Origin of the sequence: Paenibacillus sp. W2I17, from assembly GCF_030815985.1 — a bacterium.
Taxonomy (GTDB): Bacteria; Bacillota; Bacilli; order Paenibacillales; family Paenibacillaceae; genus Paenibacillus.
On the sequence record NZ_JAUSXM010000001.1, the window covers coordinates 35,875 to 55,472 of the forward strand.

Genomic DNA, 19,598 nt, shown 5'->3' on the forward strand with positions numbered 1-19,598 from the left:
GGAGACAGACATGTCACTCCCGAAAGAACGAATTGATGTTCTGCTGGTTGAGCAGGGCTATTATGAAAGTCGTGAGAAGGCAAAAGCTGCAATCATGGCTGGACTGGTATATGCCAATAATGAGCCGATCGAAAAGGCGGGCATGAAAATTCCAAGGGAAGCCGAGCTGAAAGTTAAAGGCTCGGTACATCCCTACGTCGGCAGAGGCGGATTGAAGCTCGAAAAAGCGATCCGTCATTTCGGCCTTGATATGAATGGACTTGTCATGCTCGACATTGGCTCATCCACCGGTGGATTTACGGATTGTGCACTTCAGCATGGCGCGTCTCACGTCTACGCTATTGATGTGGGGTATAATCAGCTCGACTGGTCTTTGCGTAATGATGAGCGGGTTACTGTTATGGAACGAACTAATTTCCGCTATGTGACTCCTGAAGATCTGGCGGGACCCGTGCCGAACTTTGCGAGCATTGATGTGTCGTTCATTTCACTGCGAATCATATTGCCGCCACTTCTGGCTCTTTTGAAACAACCTGCAGATATCGTTGCATTGATTAAACCTCAATTTGAGGCAGGGCGTGAAAAAGTAGGTAAGTCCGGTGTGGTACGTGATACGAAGGTACACAAGGATGTATTGCAGACGATGCTTCATTTTGCCAGTCAACTTGGTTTACATCTGCAGAGTTTAACTTTTTCACCGATAACCGGTGGAGAAGGTAATATTGAATTTCTCGCACATTGGCGTCTGGAAGCACCAGAGGCAACACAACCAGAGATCGATCCAGCTTCACTTGATGCACTTGCGGAGCAAGTCGCGAAGGAAGCAGCTCATACATTTACGGGAAACTCATCATAAGATGGGTTTCTTTTCGCTGGAAAGGTGATTGACGTAAAGGGAAATCGTTACTGAACCTCGAATATGTCTTCGAGGTGAGCGATAATGGATGGTCAATATGACACAATCTTTATAGGTGTACTTGCTGTCTGTTTGATCTTGTGGCTGTTCTTTGGCTTTCGTAATTGGGTAAACCGACCGATACCGGTAAGCTTGTCTGGAATGCAACTGAACGTGAAGATTCAGGATTCCCCGGCCTTGGATTTGCTTGAAGCACAGGGTTACGAAGTCATCGGTGGCAAAATGAAAGTCCCTCTGGCTTTTGAGGCCAATGAATCCGTTTATTACAGCAGATTATTCATTGATTATGTTGCAGAACGTGAGGATCTCAGATACCTGGTGAAAACGTCCCGTCGCAGACAGCCAATTGAAATGACCGGCCCTGCGCTAAGGGATCGCTTCCTCAATTATCTGTTGTTATATCCTGGCTGTGAAGGATTGCTGTATGTTGACGTGGAGGATTCCGATATTAAGTTAATCAGGCTCATGGACTATCAGGAAGATGTGTATGATGGGGATGATCTGGACTAATATAAAAGAATGAACATTGCAGGGCAAAGTCTGCGGCGAATTACAAATGCTGCTTTATTGCAATACATTTAACTGGAGGCATGTATGAAAGGACAAAGGCACATCAAGATTCGTGAAATCATTAGTCAAAATGAAATTGAGACCCAGGATGATCTGGTTGAAGCACTGCGCAAATCAGGTTTTCAGGTGACTCAGGCGACGGTATCCCGGGATATCAAGGAACTTCTGTTAATCAAGATTCCGATGGATGACGGAAGATACAAATACTCTTTGCCAACAGATCAACGATATAATCCGATTCAAAAGTTGAAGCGTGCACTCGTTGACAACTTCTTGCACATTGATCACACAAACAATCTGGTTGTGATGAAATGTTTGCCAGGAACAGCCAACTCCATTGCAGCTTTGCTTGATAATATTGAGTGGAATGAAGTCATGGGCACGATCTGTGGAGATGATACCATTCTGATTATCTGCCGGACTGAAGGTAACAGCGTGACCGTTATTGAGCGGATCATGGGTTACATTTCTTGAATAAATAAATGGTTCAAAAACATAATTTCTGAGTTAGTCATCCGGAGGTGTTTTTGCAGATGTTAGTTACGTTATCAATTCGTAATCTGGCTGTGGTGGAAGAAGTGGACGTTGTATTCCATCCGGGATTCCATGTACTTTCAGGGGAAACGGGTGCAGGAAAATCGATTATTATAGATGCACTTGGCTTAATTGCTGGTGGACGAAGTTCAGCGGATCTGATCCGGTACGGTTGTGATAAGGCAGAGATGGAAGCCTTGTTCGAGATGGAGCAGAGTCATCCGGTATGGCAGACATTAGAGAAGCTGGGTATCCATTGTGAGCCTGAAGAGCATCTGGTCATTCGACGTGAACTGAACACACAGGGGAAGAGTACGTCCCGCATTAATGGGCAATTGGTCAATCTGACCATGCTGCGGGAAGTAGGCGAGAAGCTGATCAATATTCATGGACAACATGAACATCAGAGTTTGCTGCGTGCAGAGAGCCATCTGGGGCTTCTCGATACTTATGGCTCGGAAGTCATCGGACCTGTCAAAGCGAAGTATCAAGAGCGTTACAGCAAGTTTATCACGGCGGAAAAGGAACTGCGTGCGCTTCAGGAGTCCAGTCAGCGGGCATATCAACTCTTGGACATGTATCGCTTTCAGCTTGAGGAGATCGCAGCGGCAAGCCTTACACGAGGCGAGGATGAATTACTCGGGGAAGAACGGGTCAAACTATCCCATAGTGAGAAAATGATGGACAGTGTTGCTGGTGCATATGATCTGCTCAGTGGTCAACGCGGGCTTGAAGCTGTGAGCATTGCTCTTTCAAGAATTGAAGACATTTCTGGATATGATAACAAAGGACTGCAACCTATTGTAGAGCAGCTGCAATCCGCATTTTATCAATTGGAAGATGCTACATTTCAGTTAAGGGATTACCGGGAGAAGATTGAATTTAATCCGGCAAGGCTGGAAGAAGTGGAGCAAAGGCTGAATCTGATTTCTGGCCTCAGACGGAAATACGGGGACAGTGTTGAACTTATTCTGAGTTATTATGATCAGATTAGCCATGAAACCGACCAACTGGAGAACAAGGACGAACGGCTGGAGAAATTGCGAGCTGAACGTGACAAAATGCTTAACCTTGTGATGGAGTCTGCGGAAGAACTCAGCAAGGTTCGCAAACAATGCGCCGAGGAACTTGCTGCACAGGTGGAAAGCGAGCTCAAGGATCTGCAAATGGAGCGGACTACACTGCGTGTTCAGATTACTCCTTTCGAAGATCCAAAGGGCATTGAATGGAATGGACGTCGTATTCGTCTGAATCGTCAGGGTGCGGACAATGCGGAATTCCTGATTTCACCGAACCCGGGCGAGCCATTACGACCACTTGGCAAGATTGCTTCAGGTGGTGAGTTGTCGAGAATGATGCTTGCGATGAAGAGTATCTTTGCGCGACATGACCGGATACCTGTGTTGATTTTTGATGAAGTTGATACCGGAGTTAGCGGTAGAGCAGCTCAATCCATTGCGGAAAAACTGTTCCGCTTGTCTTCGACTTGTCAGGTTTTCTCAATAACGCACTTACCACAAGTGGCTTGTATGGCAGATCATCAGTATCTCATTGAGAAACATGTCTACGATGGACGGACGATGACGCAGGTGGAATCGCTGTCAGACGAAGGCAGAGTGAAGGAATTGGCACGTATGCTGGGCGGCGTGGAAATTACAGAAAAAACGCTGCATCACGCACAGGAAATGCTGAATTTGGCGGAAGCCAAAAAAGGGTGAAACGGACGGCTGGCGTAATGATTGACAGTAATAAAAGCCTGGGGGCGAGGTTATCTTAAAGGTACGCAATTGGCGACCACCTTTCGTCAAGCGAAAGAAGCAAAGGGAGTGTGACAGCCATTGAATTCCCCCCTCAGGAAGAAATTGCTAGGTCTTTTATTTGCCTTCTTTCTTTGTGTGATTAGCCAGGCCATTCAGCCTGTGCAAAGTTATGCTTCACTGCCGGATGAATTGCAGGTGTTTGCTGGCAGGCAAGCGGATGTCCGGCTCGCTGTACCTGCTGCTTCAAGCGCCGTTGTAGATCGTCCTGATATCGTTGGTTTGGATGATCAGGCAGCGATGCATTTTACCAGGCAACAACCTTTGCATCTTCACCCCCAACAGACGGGACATGCCAAATTAACGTTGAAGTTGTGGGGTAAAATTCCGGTCAAAACAGTCCATGTGAATGTGATACCGGATTTGCGTGTTGTACCCGGGGGTCAAACGATTGGCGTCAAAGTTAAATCGGCAGGCATTCTGGTGGTTGGTCATCATCTGGTCCATTCTGGGCAGGATGAGCGTGTATCGCCAGGAGAGACGGCTGGCATTAAGCTCGGAGATCTGATTACGCATATGGATGGTAAACGTCTTGATGGCGTGGCAGGTGTCTCTGAAGCCGTTGAACTTGCAGGTAAAAGTAAAAAAGGTATTGATGTTGTGTTAAAACGTGGTAAGGAAACGGTGAAGACACGATTAACTCCGGCGTATGACTCCGAGGATCAAGCGTGGAGGCTTGGATTGTACATTCGTGATTCTGCAGCCGGTGTTGGCACACTTACCTTCTATGCTCCAGATCAGGGCGTATACGGCGCACTGGGCCATGTCATTACAGATATGAACACACAAACATCTATTGTTGTAGGTAGTGGTCAGATTGTTCAGTCCAATGTGACGTCCATTTCAAAAAGTGAAACCGGTGATCCGGGTGAAAAACGTGCTCATTTCCTCAAGGAAAGCAAAATTTTGGGCAATATTGAACGTAATACGGCTTTTGGCATCTTTGGTAAAATGTCCGGAAATCCTGAGCACAGTCTGTATTCGAAAGGTATTCCCGTCGCTTTTTCTCATGAAGTCAAAGAAGGACCGGCCGAAATACTTACCGTTGTTGACGGCCAACAAGTTGAACGCTTCTCCATTGACATTGTTCATGTAGCAGATCAAACCGAACCAGCAACAAAAGGTCTGGTACTTCGAATCACGGACCCGAAACTGCTGGATAAGACCGGAGGCATTGTTCAAGGGATGAGTGGCAGCCCCATTGTACAAAATGGTAAGTTGATCGGTGCAGTTACTCATGTATTCGTGAATGATCCGAAATCGGGTTACGGTTGCTTCATTGAATGGATGTTACAAGATGCTGGCGTTATGATGAAAAAGGAAAACGATAAGAACCTCAAGGCTGGCTAAACAGCCCTGAGGTTCTTTTTTGTCGAAAGCAAACATAATATATCGGATAATGAAATAAATTATTTATTATATAGGATCAAGAAAAAAAAATAAAGAAAAATAATTTTCGACAGGAGGAATTTAACTTGCTGTGTCGAAAATTTAACCTGTAAGGAAATGTACGAAACGATGTTTAATTTAAAGGAGGATACCGTTTTGCAAAAAATTGAGGTATTGCTGGCCGATGATAATCGTGAATTTACGAATTTGCTTGCCGAATATATATCTGAGCAGGAAGATATGGAAGTAACCGGTATTGCATACAATGGAGAAGAAGTACTGCAATTGCTGGAGCAAACTCGGGATGTGCCGGATGTATTGATTCTGGATATTATCATGCCTCATCTGGACGGTCTGGGTGTGCTTGAGCGCTTGCGCAACCTGAACCTGTCTCCACAGCCTAAAGTCATTATGCTTACGGCATTCGGACAAGAGAATATCACACAGCGTGCCGTGCAACTCGGAGCTTCTTATTACATTCTCAAGCCGTTTGACATGGAAGTGCTTGCGAATCGTGTGCGTCAACTGGTGGGAACACAGACGGCGATGTCCACAAGCAGCGGATCATCCATGTTCATGAAATCCAATGTTGTGCCAATGGGCAAACACAAAAATCTGGATGCAAGCATTACGTCCATCATACATGAAATCGGCGTTCCTGCGCATATTAAAGGATATCAGTATTTGCGCGAAGCCATTACGATGGTGTATAACAATATCGAAATTTTGGGAGCCATCACCAAAACACTGTATCCGGCGATTGCCGAAAAATTTAAAACCACGCCGTCCCGCGTCGAACGTGCGATCCGTCATGCCATTGAGGTGGCGTGGACGCGTGGTAACATCGACAGCATCAGCCACTTGTTTGGTTACACGATCAACATCAGCAAGTCGAAGCCGACAAATTCGGAATTCATCGCCATGGTTGCTGACAAGCTGAGAATTGAGCATAAGGTAAGCTGAAAGGGTCAGGAGTAATGTTGGGCAAGAAATTTTGGATTCAGATTAGATTCTAGCCAAATGAATTTTGGGGGTCAATGTCTGATTCGTTCATTTCATGCCGATAAACTTCTGTAATATATGCCAACGAATACCGTCATTTAATGGATTAAAGATATCCAGTAAATGACGGTATTTTTGCATAACGAAATAACACAGAACATGATGATGAAATTTAGTTTTGCATGATTGCTTCTCAATTTAGAGTTTCTGCATTAAAGAAAGCTCCCTATAGCAAAATTCAGAAAAGGAAATATTTCATAAACTTTTACCCTCAGTTAACGCTTTTTCAAGTAGAAAGTGGTACGATGTGACCATTGACAAAGACCTACATATATATTTAAAAAGTTTGGATTAGATGCTACGAACAGAGGAGCAGAATAGTATGTTTACGCAAATAGGCCAGATTGCTGAACCAATTCCTGTAGTACAATCTGATACAAAATGTGATATCGTCTATCATCTTTTCAAGTCCAATCCTAGTCTGGAAGGTATAGCTGTTATGGGGGAGAAGGTTGTGTCATTAATGATGCGGCCCCGATTCTTTCAGCAGATTGGCACCCAGTATGGCTATAATCTGTATATGGGACGTCCTGTAGAACTGGTGATGAACACGCAGGCACTGGTCGTGGATTATTCGGAACAGATTACAGATGTCAGTGTTCTAGCCATGGACCGAGATGAAGGGGAAATATATGATCTTGTGTTGGTCACGTCAGGAGAAAGTTTCTTTGGAGCTGTGAGTATTCGGCGTTTGCTACTTGCTGTTGCTGATGTACGGGCTGAAATGGCGATTTTTATGAACCCGCTGACTGGTCTTCCTGGTAATCATATCATAGATGAAAGGCTGTCTCAGGCTCTTCAGATGGACCAATTTAGCGTACTGTACGTTGATCTTGATCAATTCAAATCCTACAATGATAGCTACGGCTTCAAAATGGGGGATCAGCTTATTCAGGCGACAGCTAACTTGCTTCGCAAGCTATTTGTTCCCCCTGAAGCTTTTCTTGGACATATCGGTGGTGATGATTTTATTACAATCCTGAATCACCATGATTACAAATATATTAGTGAGGAAGTCATCTTAGGTTTTGAGGAAATGAAAAGGACATTCTACAACGAACATGATTGGCATCATCAATATGTTCTGGGGGAAGGACGTTCCGGGCTAAATCGGCCCATTCCTCTCGTGTCGGTATCCATCGCCGTTGTAACCAATAGCAAGCAAAAATATGAAAACATAGATCAGATTATTGATGAGGCTACACGCATCAAAAAAAGTTGTAAAGCGATTGCTGGCAGTATCATCTGTGCAAATGATATCATCAGTCATCCATGTTAGAAGTAAATACACATACGAAATAAACTGAAATATACATTTATACGAGAACGTAGAGGACAGAATGAACCTCAAGAATTGAAGCATCGCATTAATACCCATAACAGTAAAATGCAGAAATGCAGAAAAACCGCTATTCATCAGGCTTCAGTCACCTGTAATAGTGGTTTTTCTATCATTGGATGCGAGTTGAGAACTGTGTTGCGAAAAGAAACACTTCAACCTCATTATGTATACATATAAGTATGTTTGAGCAAAGGGTACTCAGATTCGAATATCGACGGATGGATATGAAGCAGCAGGAGATGTAGAAGCCGTAGTTTGCGGACCATTTCCTGATTCCTGATCTGTGGTTCCGCCATCTGATGGGTGCTCCTTACTTCCCGTTCTCTTTCCTTCATTTACTTCCTGATTGTCTTCTCCAGATGTTGCAGAGATAGGAGGTTGTGCCGATTCTTTAGGGGCGGGCTGATGGATCTCTTCTACCAGTTCCCCAATCTTCTGATTGACCTTGCTGAGCTGAGAATTGATGTCCTGAACAACCTCTCGTTTTGCCTGAAAGACGGTACGTTCTGAATTTTCCAGCATCATTGATTTGCCGAGATCGAGATCATTTGCGGGAGGATTGATCTCCAGAACAAGTCGGTCGAAGCGGGTTTCTCCTTCGGTGGTCTGAATGGAGCCCTGCATGCGATCGCGCAAACCGACCAGCTTACCCAATTGATCATAAGTCTGACTATGTTTAATTAGATGATCCATTGATGGGACTTGTGTCTCGTCGGTTGGTTTGGGTTGTTGCTGTTGAGTCTTTTCGGGCTGTCTTAATTTGTTCTTTTCTTGCAATTCTTCAGCTTTAATTTGGGCAATCTGGCTGTCGATCTGTGATATGGAGCTTGTTAGGGATTTAATTCGCTGAGCCTTGGTTTTGGTATCCAACTCGTCATTGGTTTTTACACCTTGCATTTCTTCATTGAGCCGGATCTTCTGCTGCATGAGTCCCTGAATTTCTTTATCCCGACTGGAGACTTGATTCCCGGGAGTGAAACTGCTTTTGGTTGCAGATGAGATTGAATTCATATACTCTGTTCTCCTTCTACTCTTTATCATGGTTCTATTTACATATATCGGATGTTAAGAGAAGCATTTGAATAGCTCTTTTTTCGTCTGATTGGATTCAGTTACATTCGGTTGTATTGCGTACATCATCATAATAATTGATAATAGTTATCAATAAATGAGTAGAGTACAGACACAAATTTATGTAGACGGAGATGGGTTAGTAAAATGTGGAATGATTATTATATCCTCTGGAACTATGCTGCGGTGAGTATAACAGATATCCGTTACATGGAATTAGAGGCATATGAAAAGATGAAATACAAATTTCCGACAAGTACCTTTGTACTCACCATTCAGGGTGATGCTGGAGTGACGATTGACAATCAAACATATGAAGTGAGTCGCTTTTATATTTTCCATGGGGGAAAAGGGAGTAAGTTGGTGATTCAAGCAGGCGAATCCGGATTGCGCCTATATTACTTGATGTACAAAGCAAACCTGCCTAGTGGAGGGAGAAATGATCTGGGAAGGTTAATGGAGCGTATCAATCCTTTCCAAATGAACTATGGCTTTACCCCCGATATGCCAACCATTCTATATGAGCAATTGAAAGAGATGCACTTTTTGTGGGATCAAAAGAACCCTATTCAGCACTTTCAGACCAAGAGTTTGTTCTATGCATTTGTGGAGCAGATCTCATCACAGATTCCTCGTATATCCAATCGCTATCCAAGTATTATGGATCAGGTCAGCAAAGTCATTGAAATTGTAGAGTCTTCCTACACCCAGCCACTTACACTTCATGTTTTGGCAGAAATGATCGGTACCAGCCCAAGAAGTTTGTCACGCAAGTTCAAGCAGTCGACGGGATATAGTCCCATTGATTATCTGATTCAGTTTCGTTTGTTCAAAGCCAAGGAGATGTTGCTGCAAACGGACGCCACATTGGATGAGATCGCAGCAGGGATCGGTTATCCTGATGGATATTATTTGGGACGTATGTTCAAGAAACATACTGGTCTTTCTCCTTTGCAATTTAAAGAAAAGACCTCAGCACCCCTATATTGGCCTGATCTGACATCAGGCGTGGCGCGAAATGACATTTTCAGAGGTGGAAGTGGAAGGTATGTTTATACTGATGGTGATAATCATTATCAATATAAGCATGGAGGGTCATTAAATATGAACAGACAGACAAGAACGGGAATGCTGCTTAGCATTTTACTAAGTCTTACGTTACTGCTAAGTGCCTGCTCTACAGGTGTTGCCAGTAATTCAAGCGGGGATGCATCCGGAAGCAAAAGTGCGTCAAGTTCCACGAAGACAGTAACAGCGGAGAATCAAAGCAAATCATCGGTACCCCGCACAGTCTCAACGGTGAAGGGAGATATTACAATTCCGGCTGAACCTAAACGGATTGTGGTTGACTTGTATCTGGGAAGTCTGATCGCCCTGGGGATTAAACCTGTGGGTACACCCGAGATGAACCTGAAAAATCCTTATTTTATCAAATCACTTGAGGGCGTGCAGAATATAGGTGAATATGAAACCATTTCTCTCGAAAAGGTGTTGGAACTTGAACCGGATCTCATTGTGACAGGTAATCCTGATTTATTTGATTCCTTTAGCAAGATTGCACCTACCTTGGTTGTACCTTATGGTGAATTGAAAAACACCCACGAAGAAATTGCCTATTTCGGTGAAGTACTAAATAAAGAAAAAGAATCTGAGGCATGGTTAGCCGATTATGACGCAAGAATTGCAGATGCTAAGAAACGTGTTGGTGAGGCAATTGATCCGCAGGCCGAGGTGTCGGTCATGCAGTTCTATGATAAAGCACCGTTGGCCTTTGGAGATAATTTTGGTCGGGGAGGTCAGGCAGTCTATAGCGCGCTTGGTATGAATCCTCCTGCAGATAAAAAAGAGATCTTAATGAAGGATCAACTGGTTGAAGTTTCATCAGAAGCGATTCCTGAATTTGCCGGAGACTACATTATTCTAACAGCGGACAATCTGACCCTGGAAGAGTTGAAATCGAAACCGGTCTGGAGTTCACTGGATGCCGTTAAAAATGATCGTGTGTTTATCTGGAGCCCGGATCGTTCATGGTACTTTGACCCGATTGCAACATTGGATCAAACAGAGGAATTGGCCGCGTGGTTTACGAAGATCTCTGAACCAAATTAAGTCTAACAAGTGATTGATGAGATGAAATCCAATTCCACTCTAAATTTCAGTTGATAATGAAAATTATTATCATTTATAATAAAGGTACATTAGTGAACCTCTGCTACGCATATGTTATTGGATGTGTGGCAGAATGATGACCTTGTAAGGCCTTTGTTCCGGGTGAGGTTGGGATTGGAGAGTATTCGATGCAATTAGACGAACAGATGAAATGCTGGAATCATGCCGCTGTTAAGGTTCTGGATATACGCCGAATCGTTATGGAGGCAGGGGCACAACTGAGTTCCTACACACTTCCGGCAAATGGTTTTATATATACGATTCGAGGATCGGCTGTGCTTCAGTTGGATGGACAAACATACAAGGCAGAGCGGTTCTACATGCTTCATGGGGCCAAAGGATCTTCACTGGATATCCAAACCAACGAAGATTTCGAATATATGCTGCTCTATTACAGAGCATTCCTTGCCTTTCCTAGTTATCGTAAAAAGTGGTTATTGGCACAGCCGGAAGTTGCACCGTTCTCTTTGCAATATGGATTTGCACCGAGTAGTCCGCTGGGGTTATTACGTTACCTTGATGAGCTTGAGGGTGCATGGATTCAATCTGGCAGTCTGGATCTGCTTCATACAAAAAGTTTATTTTACCAGTTCATTCATGAAATGATGGTTCAGTTGGCAGAGCAGGAGATCAAAACAGAGCTTGCTGACCCGGTGAAACAAACACTTCGTTATATACAGAACCATTATAGGGAACAGGTCACGCTTGATTTCCTGGCTGAACAGTTCAACTACAGCTCCCGACATTTATCCATGCAATTCAAACGACAGACGGGTTACAGTCCCATTGATTATTTAATTCAGACTCGAATCGCCAAGGCTCGAAATCTGCTTGTACGATCTGATGCAACGCTGAGTGAAATTGCAGCAGAAGTGGGTTATTCGGATGTGTATTATTTTAGTCGTATCTTCAAAAAACATGTGGGGATCTCTCCGATTCAGTATCAACGAAAGATAAGAGAAGAAGCGAGAGCAGAGGATCGTCCATTGGTAATCTCTGAATCGTCCATTGGCCGAAGATGGAAGTCGGGATATATTGATTATGAGAATCATTATCAATATATAGACGGAGGGTCTACACCAATGAAAAGAAGAAAAACAAGTTCCAGTATGATTATGGTTGCATTATTGAGCATAACGATGCTCCTCGCAGCCTGCTCTCCAGGTACAGTAACAACACCAACAGCTGGCGAAGGAACGGGTGCCAGTTCCAATAACAGCAGTACGGCAGTATCATCAGATACAGGAAGCCAGACGAACAAAGACAATGAAACACGCACGGTCTCAACGGTTAAGGGTGACGTAGTTGTTCCAGCGAATCCAAAACGGGTTGTTGTATTGTATCTCCAGGGGGATGTCGTCGCACTTGGAGTTAAGCCAATCGCTACCTCAGATGTATATGACGGAGCTGCATACAAGAGTGAGCTAGAGGGTGTAAACGCATTGGGTACCTGGTTTGAACCGAATCCTGAAGCAGTCATTGATCTTGATCCGGATCTGATCATTGTTCCTTCAGAAGAGACATATACGTTATTAAAAGATATTGCACCTACGGTATATATTCCGTATGAGAAATTGACTACAGAAGAGAGACTTCATGATATAGCGAGTATCTTTGGCAAAGAGCAGGAAGCCGAGACGTTACTCACCAATCTCAACAACAAAGTCGAAGAGAGTAAAAAAACTCTTGCAGATGCAGGCATACTGGACAAAACAATCTCCATTGTGGAGGGCGGTTTGAAAGGTATGGTTATAGTGGAGAGCAAACAATTTGGCCGTGGATCTCAGGCGGTATATGAGTACTTGGGAATGAAAGCACCTGAAGTCGTACAGAAAAAAATCGACGTGGTTTCGGACGCGGCAGGCTCCACGATCTCCATGGAAGTCCTTCCAGAATATATCGGAGACTATGTGTTTCGCTCTGTCTATGAAGGGGCAGATAACTTGACGGATAATCCAATATGGAGCAGCATCTCTGCGATCAAAGAAGGTCGTCTGATTGAGATTGATTTCGATTTCTTCTATTATTCGGATATCTATTCAATTAATAAACAACTTGATTTTGTCGTTGAAAAGCTGTTGGCGGCACCAAGAGCGCAATAGTAAAGAGCAGATGTGTTCGTAGAATTTTTGTACAAGAAATGTTTGTTTTTTAGCCATTGTATTTTGATAAGATTACCATTACACTAGGATTTAAGTGATAATGAGAATCGATATCAAATACTCGATGTTCTGGATCGAATTAACGGAGGTATTTTTAATATGAATCAGCAGTTGGAACTTTATGATGTAACCATTATCGGCGGTGGCCCTGCGGGCATGTACTCTGCCTTTTATAGCGGCATGCGAGATATGAAGACCAAGTTGATTGAGGCACGTGACAGATTGGGCGGTCGCATGCTCTTTTATCCGGAGAAAATGATCTGGGATGTCGGGGGTGTGACGCCAATTCTGTGTGAAGATCTGATCAAACAATTGGAAGAACAGGCAAGAACTTTTGAGCCAACCCTCGTATTTGAACAACAGATCGAAGGATTCGAGCGTCAACCTGATGGCACAATTCTGTTAACTTCTGCAACAGGTGAGCAACACTGGACACGTACCGTCATTATGGCAATCGGATATGGTATATATAAAATGGCCAAGCTGGAGCTTGAAGGTGCAGACCGTTACGAGGTTAGCAATCTCCACTATACCGTGCAAGAACTGGAGCCATTCCGTGGTAAACGCGTGTTGATCTCGGGTGGAGGCGACTCTGCTGTGGACTGGGCGAATGAACTGGAAGCCCTGGCAGAGCAAGTTACGGTTGTGCATCGTCGTGACCGCTTTGGCGGGTTGGAGCGTAATGTACTGCGTATGAGAGACTCCTCTGTAGATGTCCGTACACCTTACGCGGTAGAGACCTTGCATAGTATGAGTGGTGATGTGATTGAACAGGTGACCATCTCACACGTGGACACAGGTGAAACTGAACTGCTTGAAGTCGATGCTGTCATTGTAAACCACGGCATGAAGAGTGACTTTGGTCCAATCCGGGATTGGGGACTTGATCTTGGCGAATGGCATGTCACTACAACGGAGAGATTACAAACCAATATTCCTGGTGTTTTTGCCGCAGGTGATTTTGTAGATTATGGCAGCAAACTGTACCTGATTGCGGGTACTTTCACTGATGCAGCTCTAGCGGTAAACAGTGCGAAGCTTTACATGGACCCTGAAGCAGAAAAAGTCGCTTATGTTTCTTCCCATAACAGTCGCTTTAAGGAGAAAAATAAAGCCCTTGGTGTTGTAGAAGAATAAATGTTTACATTTGGATACGAGTAAGATGACTTCGGGTTAATCCCGAAGTCATCTTTTTTTGCATAAAATGGGTAATAAGAAGGCATAATTTCAACAGATACAATGGTTGCAGAATTGAATATACACTACCAAATGTCTATAATAAGCCTGAGAAACATTAGAATAACATCAAGATACAATAACTAGATCAGAGTGGAGTGCAGCGTATGAAAAAGGGATCACAGCCACAACGAGGTTTCACCTTCATCCAGCGGTGGTTCAAACGATCTGATAAAAAAAAGATCAAATGGTCTGAAATGTATCTCGCACTGGCGGGCGCGCTTCATCGCTTGTTGGTTGAAGGGCGGCGTGAACGTTCAGCAGCCAAACGGCTGCATCAGGACTTGCCCATTAACGCGTTGGGCGAATTGAAGCTAGAGCCAGGGGATATTGTGTACACGCCAAGCTCGGAATCAACGTATTACGCCGGGCATATGGGCATTATTGGTCTCGACGGCAAGGTGTATCATGTGCACCCTTATGGGCCTGTATTTGCTGATTCATTAGAGTGGTATCTCACACGGTTTTATGAAGGTGATCGCTTCATTGTATTCCGTTCCAGATTGAATGAGGCAGGAATGAAAGCAGCCGGGTGGGTACATGACCATTACAAGCAGGTAAAATTCTACCGTTTGCAGACCAATCTGCGTAGTATTGAGCGCAATTACTGCTCCAAGTTTATATATCAGGCCTATCAGTTCACATCGGGACTGGATCTGTGGAGCCGCAAATTTACCCGAATGAATCAGGGTTATATCTATCCATTTCGAATTGAGCGCTCATCAGAGCTGGACGTTCTGGGAACTTTTTATAAATAAGTCTGGAACCGACTAAAATACTGTTCTTCCGAAAAAAAGGAGAGCGGGTTCTGTCGGTTTTTTTTATATGTGTAGAGATTAAAAACAGGAAAAACGCTCAAAACGTCGAATAGATTATGAGATAGGCACGCACAACTTGGAATCGTATACATAAAAAAAGGCGAGATGATTTTTAGCCCAGAGCACAAAAATGACTACGAAGTAGACGGACAAGAGAGAGTGAAGCGAGATGAAATGGCCGGGCTTCTTACAACGATTCCGACCGAACAAAAACGTGGTTAAGCTATCGGACTATATCCCAAAAAAGGAAAGGAGGCACTACTGTTCCATATGCAAGAAAAACGTTAAATCGGTTGTGCATTATGCGGCTCCACAGGGAAATGTTTCAGGTGTATGCAGTTCTTGTAAGTCTTTGGCGGATGAACGAGGAATGTTTCCCATTTAATAAGAAGAGATGCGCTCAGGAAATAACAATTCTTTGATTTATGCGCGTTTTTGTAGTACATTAGCAAATGTATTCGAAGGAGGATTCTAATGTACTCAGGTAGACAAGACGATACTTTATACATCATGACCTACACCTTAAACAGCGGTATCAAGGGTACGGTTCCACTGTCTAATAAGCAGATTATTGAGTGGCTGGATTGCTACAGAAATGAGAAGCGCTTCGTGACCGAAATTGGCAAGGAGTTTTTTGGATTGAATGCAGGATTGGTAGCAGACTTCAAGGTTCAAAATCATTTATCGGATTATCAGCAGACCATTATGCCTACACAACAGCAGGATAACCTGGAACGCTTGTCCAGTGCTTATAAATCAACCGAGTTATTAATGAAGATTGATTGTAAATGTGGCACGGCTTATGTGACGGAATCCCCATACAAGCGCACAAAATGGTACTGTACAAAGTGTAAAGAGATTGTATTTTTGGATGCCAAAAAAGGAATGGTGGAAACGTCGCGTGGTGACGCTTACTACATGACCAACAAATATTTTGTTTCCCGTGACTAGCGGGAAGTGACTCTGGAAGCATCGCTGCGAAGCGGTGCTTTTTTGTGCGAATGTTTGCTCTATAACAAAAAAAGCCCCAAGGGGCCTTTTTGGAAGATATCTAAGATCTTTTAGAAATTATGATGAGCATTCAACTTTGTGAGGAGGAATGAAGCAGCAACGACAGCGTGGCTCGTAAGCTTCTGAATCGCCAATCATGACAACAGGACCCAAGGTAACAGGCTCCCCATTGACGATACGTTGCGTAAAGGCTGCATCCGGGCTGCCACATACCGCACAGAAAGCCGAGAGTTTCTCAATGTCATCTGCCATGGCAAGCAAACCACCGACATATCCGAATTCCTTACCACGGTAATCCATATTAAGTCCGTCCACAATGACATGTTTGCCACAATACGCTAACTCCGAGACAAGTTCCATAATGGCACTGCTGAAAAATTGTACTTCATCAAATGCAACAACATCAGCATCTATGGTTTGGTTCAAGATCATTTCTACGGATTCCGGGGTTAATTGCCGGGGAATGGAATGGGCAGGGAGTTGATAACCAATTCGGCTTACGATCTCGTCCTGGGCAAACCGATTATCCTCGGCTGGTTTGTAGGCCACAACCTTTTTACGGCCAAATTGTATTAATTTCTGACAACGGCGAATGAGTTCACCGGATTTTTCACTGAACATGGGTCCAGTAATTACGGTAATACGTCCTGTTTGCACGGTGCTGCTACTCCTCTCACATACGGGATTCAACAAAAAAAGCGACCTTTACAGAGTACCACAAAATCTTTGGAAAGAGCCAGAACTAATCTGCGCAGCTTTGTGTTACTATATGGATTGTTAAGGTATTGGTTACGGCAGCTAGTTAACAGGAGTTGTGAAAAGAGGTGTTTAGTATGAGTGAAGCATTAACATTACTTCAAGAGCGATATGAAAGCCTGAAAGAACAGGGATCTCTAGATGAAGCGACGCAGGCGTTATTTGCAGAACTGTTCGCAGAAGCGGAGAGACTGCAGGCAAGTAACCTTACCTTGCGTAGAACGATCTTGAAGTCTTCTTCCAAAGAATCACGTATGTCTACCAAACTGCGGGATGCCTTATACGAATGACCCGGAGATTACTCCGGGTCCTCTTCTGTCTTTAATTTGCGAGGGAACAGAATACCTGCTGTAATTCTGGCAATCATGGCAAAGGTGAGACCAATACCTGCAAACATGTAGATTACGGTAAAGGCTTTGCTGAATCCGGTGGTTGGCACAAACTCAGGATGTCCCACCGTAGTCAGGGTAACCGCACAGAAGTATAACGCATCGATCCAGTGCAGACCTTCAACACGAGTGTAAAATAAAGTGCCTGACAGCAACGTTGCTGCCGTTAACGCAAACAAAGCCAGAAACTTGGGGTCTTTGAACGCATGGAAAATGCCTTTGAGCAATCGTTGTAACGTGATTAGAAATGATACCATGATGATCCATCCTGTCTATGTAAAGTAGGCGGTGTGTTGTATAAACGCACAAAAAGCCCGGACTCATGGAGTCCTTCCGGGCGTCTCTGCTTTTTCGGGTACACTTTTGGACCGGAAACGGGGACCTACATAATTACGCTTGCGGTCACGGAACAGGATCCAGCCTCCCAGAAAACTCATACCTGCGGCAAAAAGGACAAGTCCACCGCCAAAGGAAAGCCACTGGAATCCTGGTGAAATCAGTTCGTTCCCGTGCTCGGCATAATATAGGAACAGGGCATCTTTCATCATCAGAAAACCCTTCATTGCCATTAAACCGGGGATGACCAGAACAACAATTGCCAAAAATCGCGCAAAGACCAATCTTGTATTCATGAGCATTATACCCTTTCTGCCAAAGTCGACATTAAATAAAGGTTACGCTTACAGATCATACCTGATTCCATCATAGCTTGGAATGCATAGGCTGTCCATGTGTGATTGGTTCAAACTTTGAGTTGACCGCTCAAGGAGAGTACAATGGCATATAGAGGGTATAAGCTAAACCATGATTCAAGCCATCATAAATTATATTGAAATTTGATTCATAGAGGAGAGCATGAGAGATGCCAATTACATGTGATGTTGCAATTCTTGGAGGAGGGACCGGTGGATATGTTGCCGCGATCCGGGCTGCACAACTGGGGAAACAGGTCGTTATCATTGAGAAGGACAAGCTTGGCGGTACCTGTCTGCATCGTGGCTGTATTCCGAGTAAGGCTTTGCTGAAAAGTGCGGAAGTATACGCCGAGATCCAGGAGAGCGAGACGTATGGTATCGAGACAGCTGGAGCTACACTTGTATTTCCCAAAGTACAGGCACGCAAGGATGCAATTGTCGAACAGCTCCATCAGGGCGTTCAATATTTGATGAAAAAAAATAAAATCCAGGTTGTACACGCGAAAGGTCGCGTCATCGGACCATCCATCTTCTCACCGCAGAGCGGAGCAGTCGCTGTGGAGTTTGAAGATGGCGAGATGGATACGGTAGTTCCAACCAATCTCATCATTGCCACTGGTTCGCGTCCTCGTGTGCTGCCGGGCCTGGAACCGGACGGCAAATTCATAATGAGCAGCGACGAAGCCCTGCGTATGGATGAACTTCCTGCCTCACTCATCATTGTCGGTGGGGGTGTGATTGGACTGGAGTGGGCATCCATGCTGAATGACTTTGGCGTAGACATCACAGTAGTAGAAGCGGCTGCTCACGTGTTGCCTGCGGAGGATGAGGATGTTGCCAGAGAAATGCAGCGATTGCTCGGCAAACGAGGTGTTCGTTTCCTGACAGGTGCCACTGTTCTAACGGAAACATATAACACGGATCAAGAGGGCATCCAGATTGATGTGCAGCTTGGTGACGATAAGCAGGAAACGCTGAGAGCGGAGAAAATGCTCGTGTCGGTTGGACGTCAGGCTAATGTCGAAAATATCGGACTCGAAAATACAGATATCAAACTGGAGCGTGGGTTCATCGCTGTGAACAAACAGTTACAGACCGGTGAAGGTCACATCTACGCCATTGGTGACTGCATCGGCGGTTTGCAGCTTGCACATGCCGCAAGTCATGAAGGCATTCTCGCTGTCGAACATCTGGCGGGCGAAACGGTACATGCCGTAGAATCCCACCGTATCCCGCGCTGTGTGTACACACGCCCGGAAGCAGCAAGCATCGGATTCACCGAGCGTGAAGCCAAAGAACGTGGCTATGATATTAAAACAGGCAAGTTCCCATTTTCGGCCATTGGCAAATCGCTTATTCACGGAAGTCGGGATGGATTCGTGAAGGTGATCGCAGATGCCAAGACGAATGATATATTGGGGGTACATATGATTGGCACCCATGTGACGGAATTAATCGCTGAGGCTTCTCTGGCTCAGATGCTGGATGCCACACCTTGGGAAGTCGGACAAACCATTCATCCGCACCCTTCTCTGTCGGAAATTATGGGTGAAGCCATGTTGGCGGTCGATGGAAAGGCCATTGGAATGTAAGCCAAACAAGCTTATGAGAAAGGTCCTTTCCTTTTTTGGGTAAAAGGGATTATAATAAGGTTAAGCCAA

General features: G+C 44.5%; 18 protein-coding genes. 14 read left to right on the top strand and 4 right to left on the bottom strand.

The genetic code is table 11. The annotated features are described in order from the left end of the window. Nucleotides 1-10 precede the first annotated feature (10 nt). From QF041_RS00200 to QF041_RS00230, 7 genes are all read left to right on the top strand, one after another. Entirely contained in the window at nt 11-856 is an 846-nt protein-coding gene (locus tag QF041_RS00200) for a TlyA family RNA methyltransferase (RefSeq protein ID WP_307410507.1), read from the top strand. Nucleotides 857-940: 84 nt separating this feature from the next. Then, entirely contained in the window at nt 941-1,426 is a 486-nt protein-coding gene (locus tag QF041_RS00205; RefSeq protein WP_307410510.1) for a hypothetical protein, read from the top strand. A gap of 84 nt (nt 1,427-1,510) precedes the next feature. Then, nucleotides 1,511-1,960: a transcriptional regulator AhrC/ArgR gene (gene ahrC, locus QF041_RS00210; protein WP_145322615.1), complete on the top strand. Its 450-nt coding sequence runs from the start codon at nt 1,511-1,513 to the stop codon at nt 1,958-1,960. A 59-nt stretch (nt 1,961-2,019) separates the two neighbouring features. Next, a complete protein-coding gene (recN, locus tag QF041_RS00215; protein ID WP_307410515.1) occupies nt 2,020-3,738 on the top strand; it encodes a DNA repair protein RecN in 1,719 nt (572 codons plus the stop codon). A gap of 120 nt (nt 3,739-3,858) precedes the next feature. Continuing rightward, nucleotides 3,859-5,187: a SpoIVB peptidase gene (gene spoIVB, locus QF041_RS00220; RefSeq protein WP_307410518.1), complete on the top strand. Its 1,329-nt coding sequence runs from the start codon at nt 3,859-3,861 to the stop codon at nt 5,185-5,187. 195 nt (nt 5,188-5,382) lie between these two features. After that, nucleotides 5,383-6,189 carry a sporulation transcription factor Spo0A gene (gene spo0A / locus QF041_RS00225; protein ID WP_062835258.1) on the top strand — a complete coding sequence of 269 codons (807 nt, stop codon included), beginning with the start codon at nt 5,383-5,385 and terminating at the stop codon, nt 6,187-6,189. A gap of 421 nt (nt 6,190-6,610) precedes the next feature. Continuing rightward, nucleotides 6,611-7,567 carry a GGDEF domain-containing protein gene (locus QF041_RS00230; protein WP_307410522.1) on the top strand — a complete coding sequence of 319 codons (957 nt, stop codon included), beginning with the start codon at nt 6,611-6,613 and terminating at the stop codon, nt 7,565-7,567. Nucleotides 7,568-7,828: 261 nt separating this feature from the next. Here the strand turns inward: QF041_RS00230 and QF041_RS00235 are convergent, their stop codons facing one another. Beyond that, nucleotides 7,829-8,641: a hypothetical protein gene (locus QF041_RS00235; RefSeq protein WP_307410525.1), complete on the bottom strand. Its 813-nt coding sequence runs from the start codon at nt 8,639-8,641 to the stop codon at nt 7,829-7,831. A gap of 294 nt (nt 8,642-8,935) precedes the next feature. Here QF041_RS00235 and QF041_RS00240 point away from each other — a divergent pair, with 294 nt between their 5' ends. From QF041_RS00240 to QF041_RS00260, 5 genes are all read left to right on the top strand, one after another. Then, on the top strand, nt 8,936-10,810 hold the full coding sequence (locus QF041_RS00240) for an AraC family transcriptional regulator (RefSeq protein ID WP_307410529.1): 1,875 nt from the start codon (nt 8,936-8,938) through the stop codon (nt 10,808-10,810). Nucleotides 10,811-10,998: 188 nt separating this feature from the next. Further along, on the top strand, nt 10,999-12,972 hold the full coding sequence (locus QF041_RS00245) for an AraC family transcriptional regulator (RefSeq protein ID WP_307410532.1): 1,974 nt from the start codon (nt 10,999-11,001) through the stop codon (nt 12,970-12,972). Nucleotides 12,973-13,131: 159 nt separating this feature from the next. Continuing rightward, nucleotides 13,132-14,169 carry an NAD(P)/FAD-dependent oxidoreductase gene (locus tag QF041_RS00250; protein WP_307410535.1) on the top strand — a complete coding sequence of 346 codons (1,038 nt, stop codon included), beginning with the start codon at nt 13,132-13,134 and terminating at the stop codon, nt 14,167-14,169. Nucleotides 14,170-14,375: 206 nt separating this feature from the next. Beyond that, entirely contained in the window at nt 14,376-15,026 is a 651-nt protein-coding gene (locus tag QF041_RS00255) for a hypothetical protein (protein WP_307410539.1), read from the top strand. Nucleotides 15,027-15,560: 534 nt separating this feature from the next. Beyond that, nucleotides 15,561-16,037, top strand: coding sequence for a hypothetical protein (locus QF041_RS00260; RefSeq protein WP_017687614.1), 477 nt, complete (start codon nt 15,561-15,563; stop codon nt 16,035-16,037). Between the two features lie 117 nt (nt 16,038-16,154). On the opposite strand, the gene QF041_RS00265 is transcribed toward QF041_RS00260, so the two are convergent. Continuing rightward, nucleotides 16,155-16,754, bottom strand: a complete 600-nt coding sequence (locus QF041_RS00265; protein ID WP_307410543.1) for a thymidine kinase — start codon at nt 16,752-16,754, stop codon at nt 16,155-16,157. Nucleotides 16,755-16,930: 176 nt separating this feature from the next. On the opposite strand from QF041_RS00265, the gene QF041_RS00270 reads away from it, so the two are divergent. Next, nucleotides 16,931-17,143 carry a hypothetical protein gene (locus tag QF041_RS00270; RefSeq protein WP_307410547.1) on the top strand — a complete coding sequence of 71 codons (213 nt, stop codon included), beginning with the start codon at nt 16,931-16,933 and terminating at the stop codon, nt 17,141-17,143. Between the two features lie 8 nt (nt 17,144-17,151). Here QF041_RS00270 and QF041_RS00275 read toward each other — a convergent pair whose 3' ends face one another. Beyond that, a complete protein-coding gene (locus QF041_RS00275; protein WP_036607883.1) occupies nt 17,152-17,499 on the bottom strand; it encodes a potassium channel family protein in 348 nt (115 codons plus the stop codon). Nucleotides 17,500-17,562: 63 nt separating this feature from the next. Continuing rightward, a complete protein-coding gene (locus QF041_RS00280) occupies nt 17,563-17,880 on the bottom strand; it encodes a DUF2627 domain-containing protein (RefSeq protein ID WP_017687618.1) in 318 nt (105 codons plus the stop codon). 224 nt (nt 17,881-18,104) lie between these two features. On the opposite strand from QF041_RS00280, the gene lpdA reads away from it, so the two are divergent. Continuing rightward, complete coding sequence (gene lpdA / locus QF041_RS00285) at nt 18,105-19,529, top strand: dihydrolipoyl dehydrogenase (protein ID WP_307410550.1); 1,425 nt, start codon at nt 18,105-18,107, stop codon at nt 19,527-19,529. The last annotated feature ends 69 nt before the right edge of the window (nt 19,530-19,598 follow it).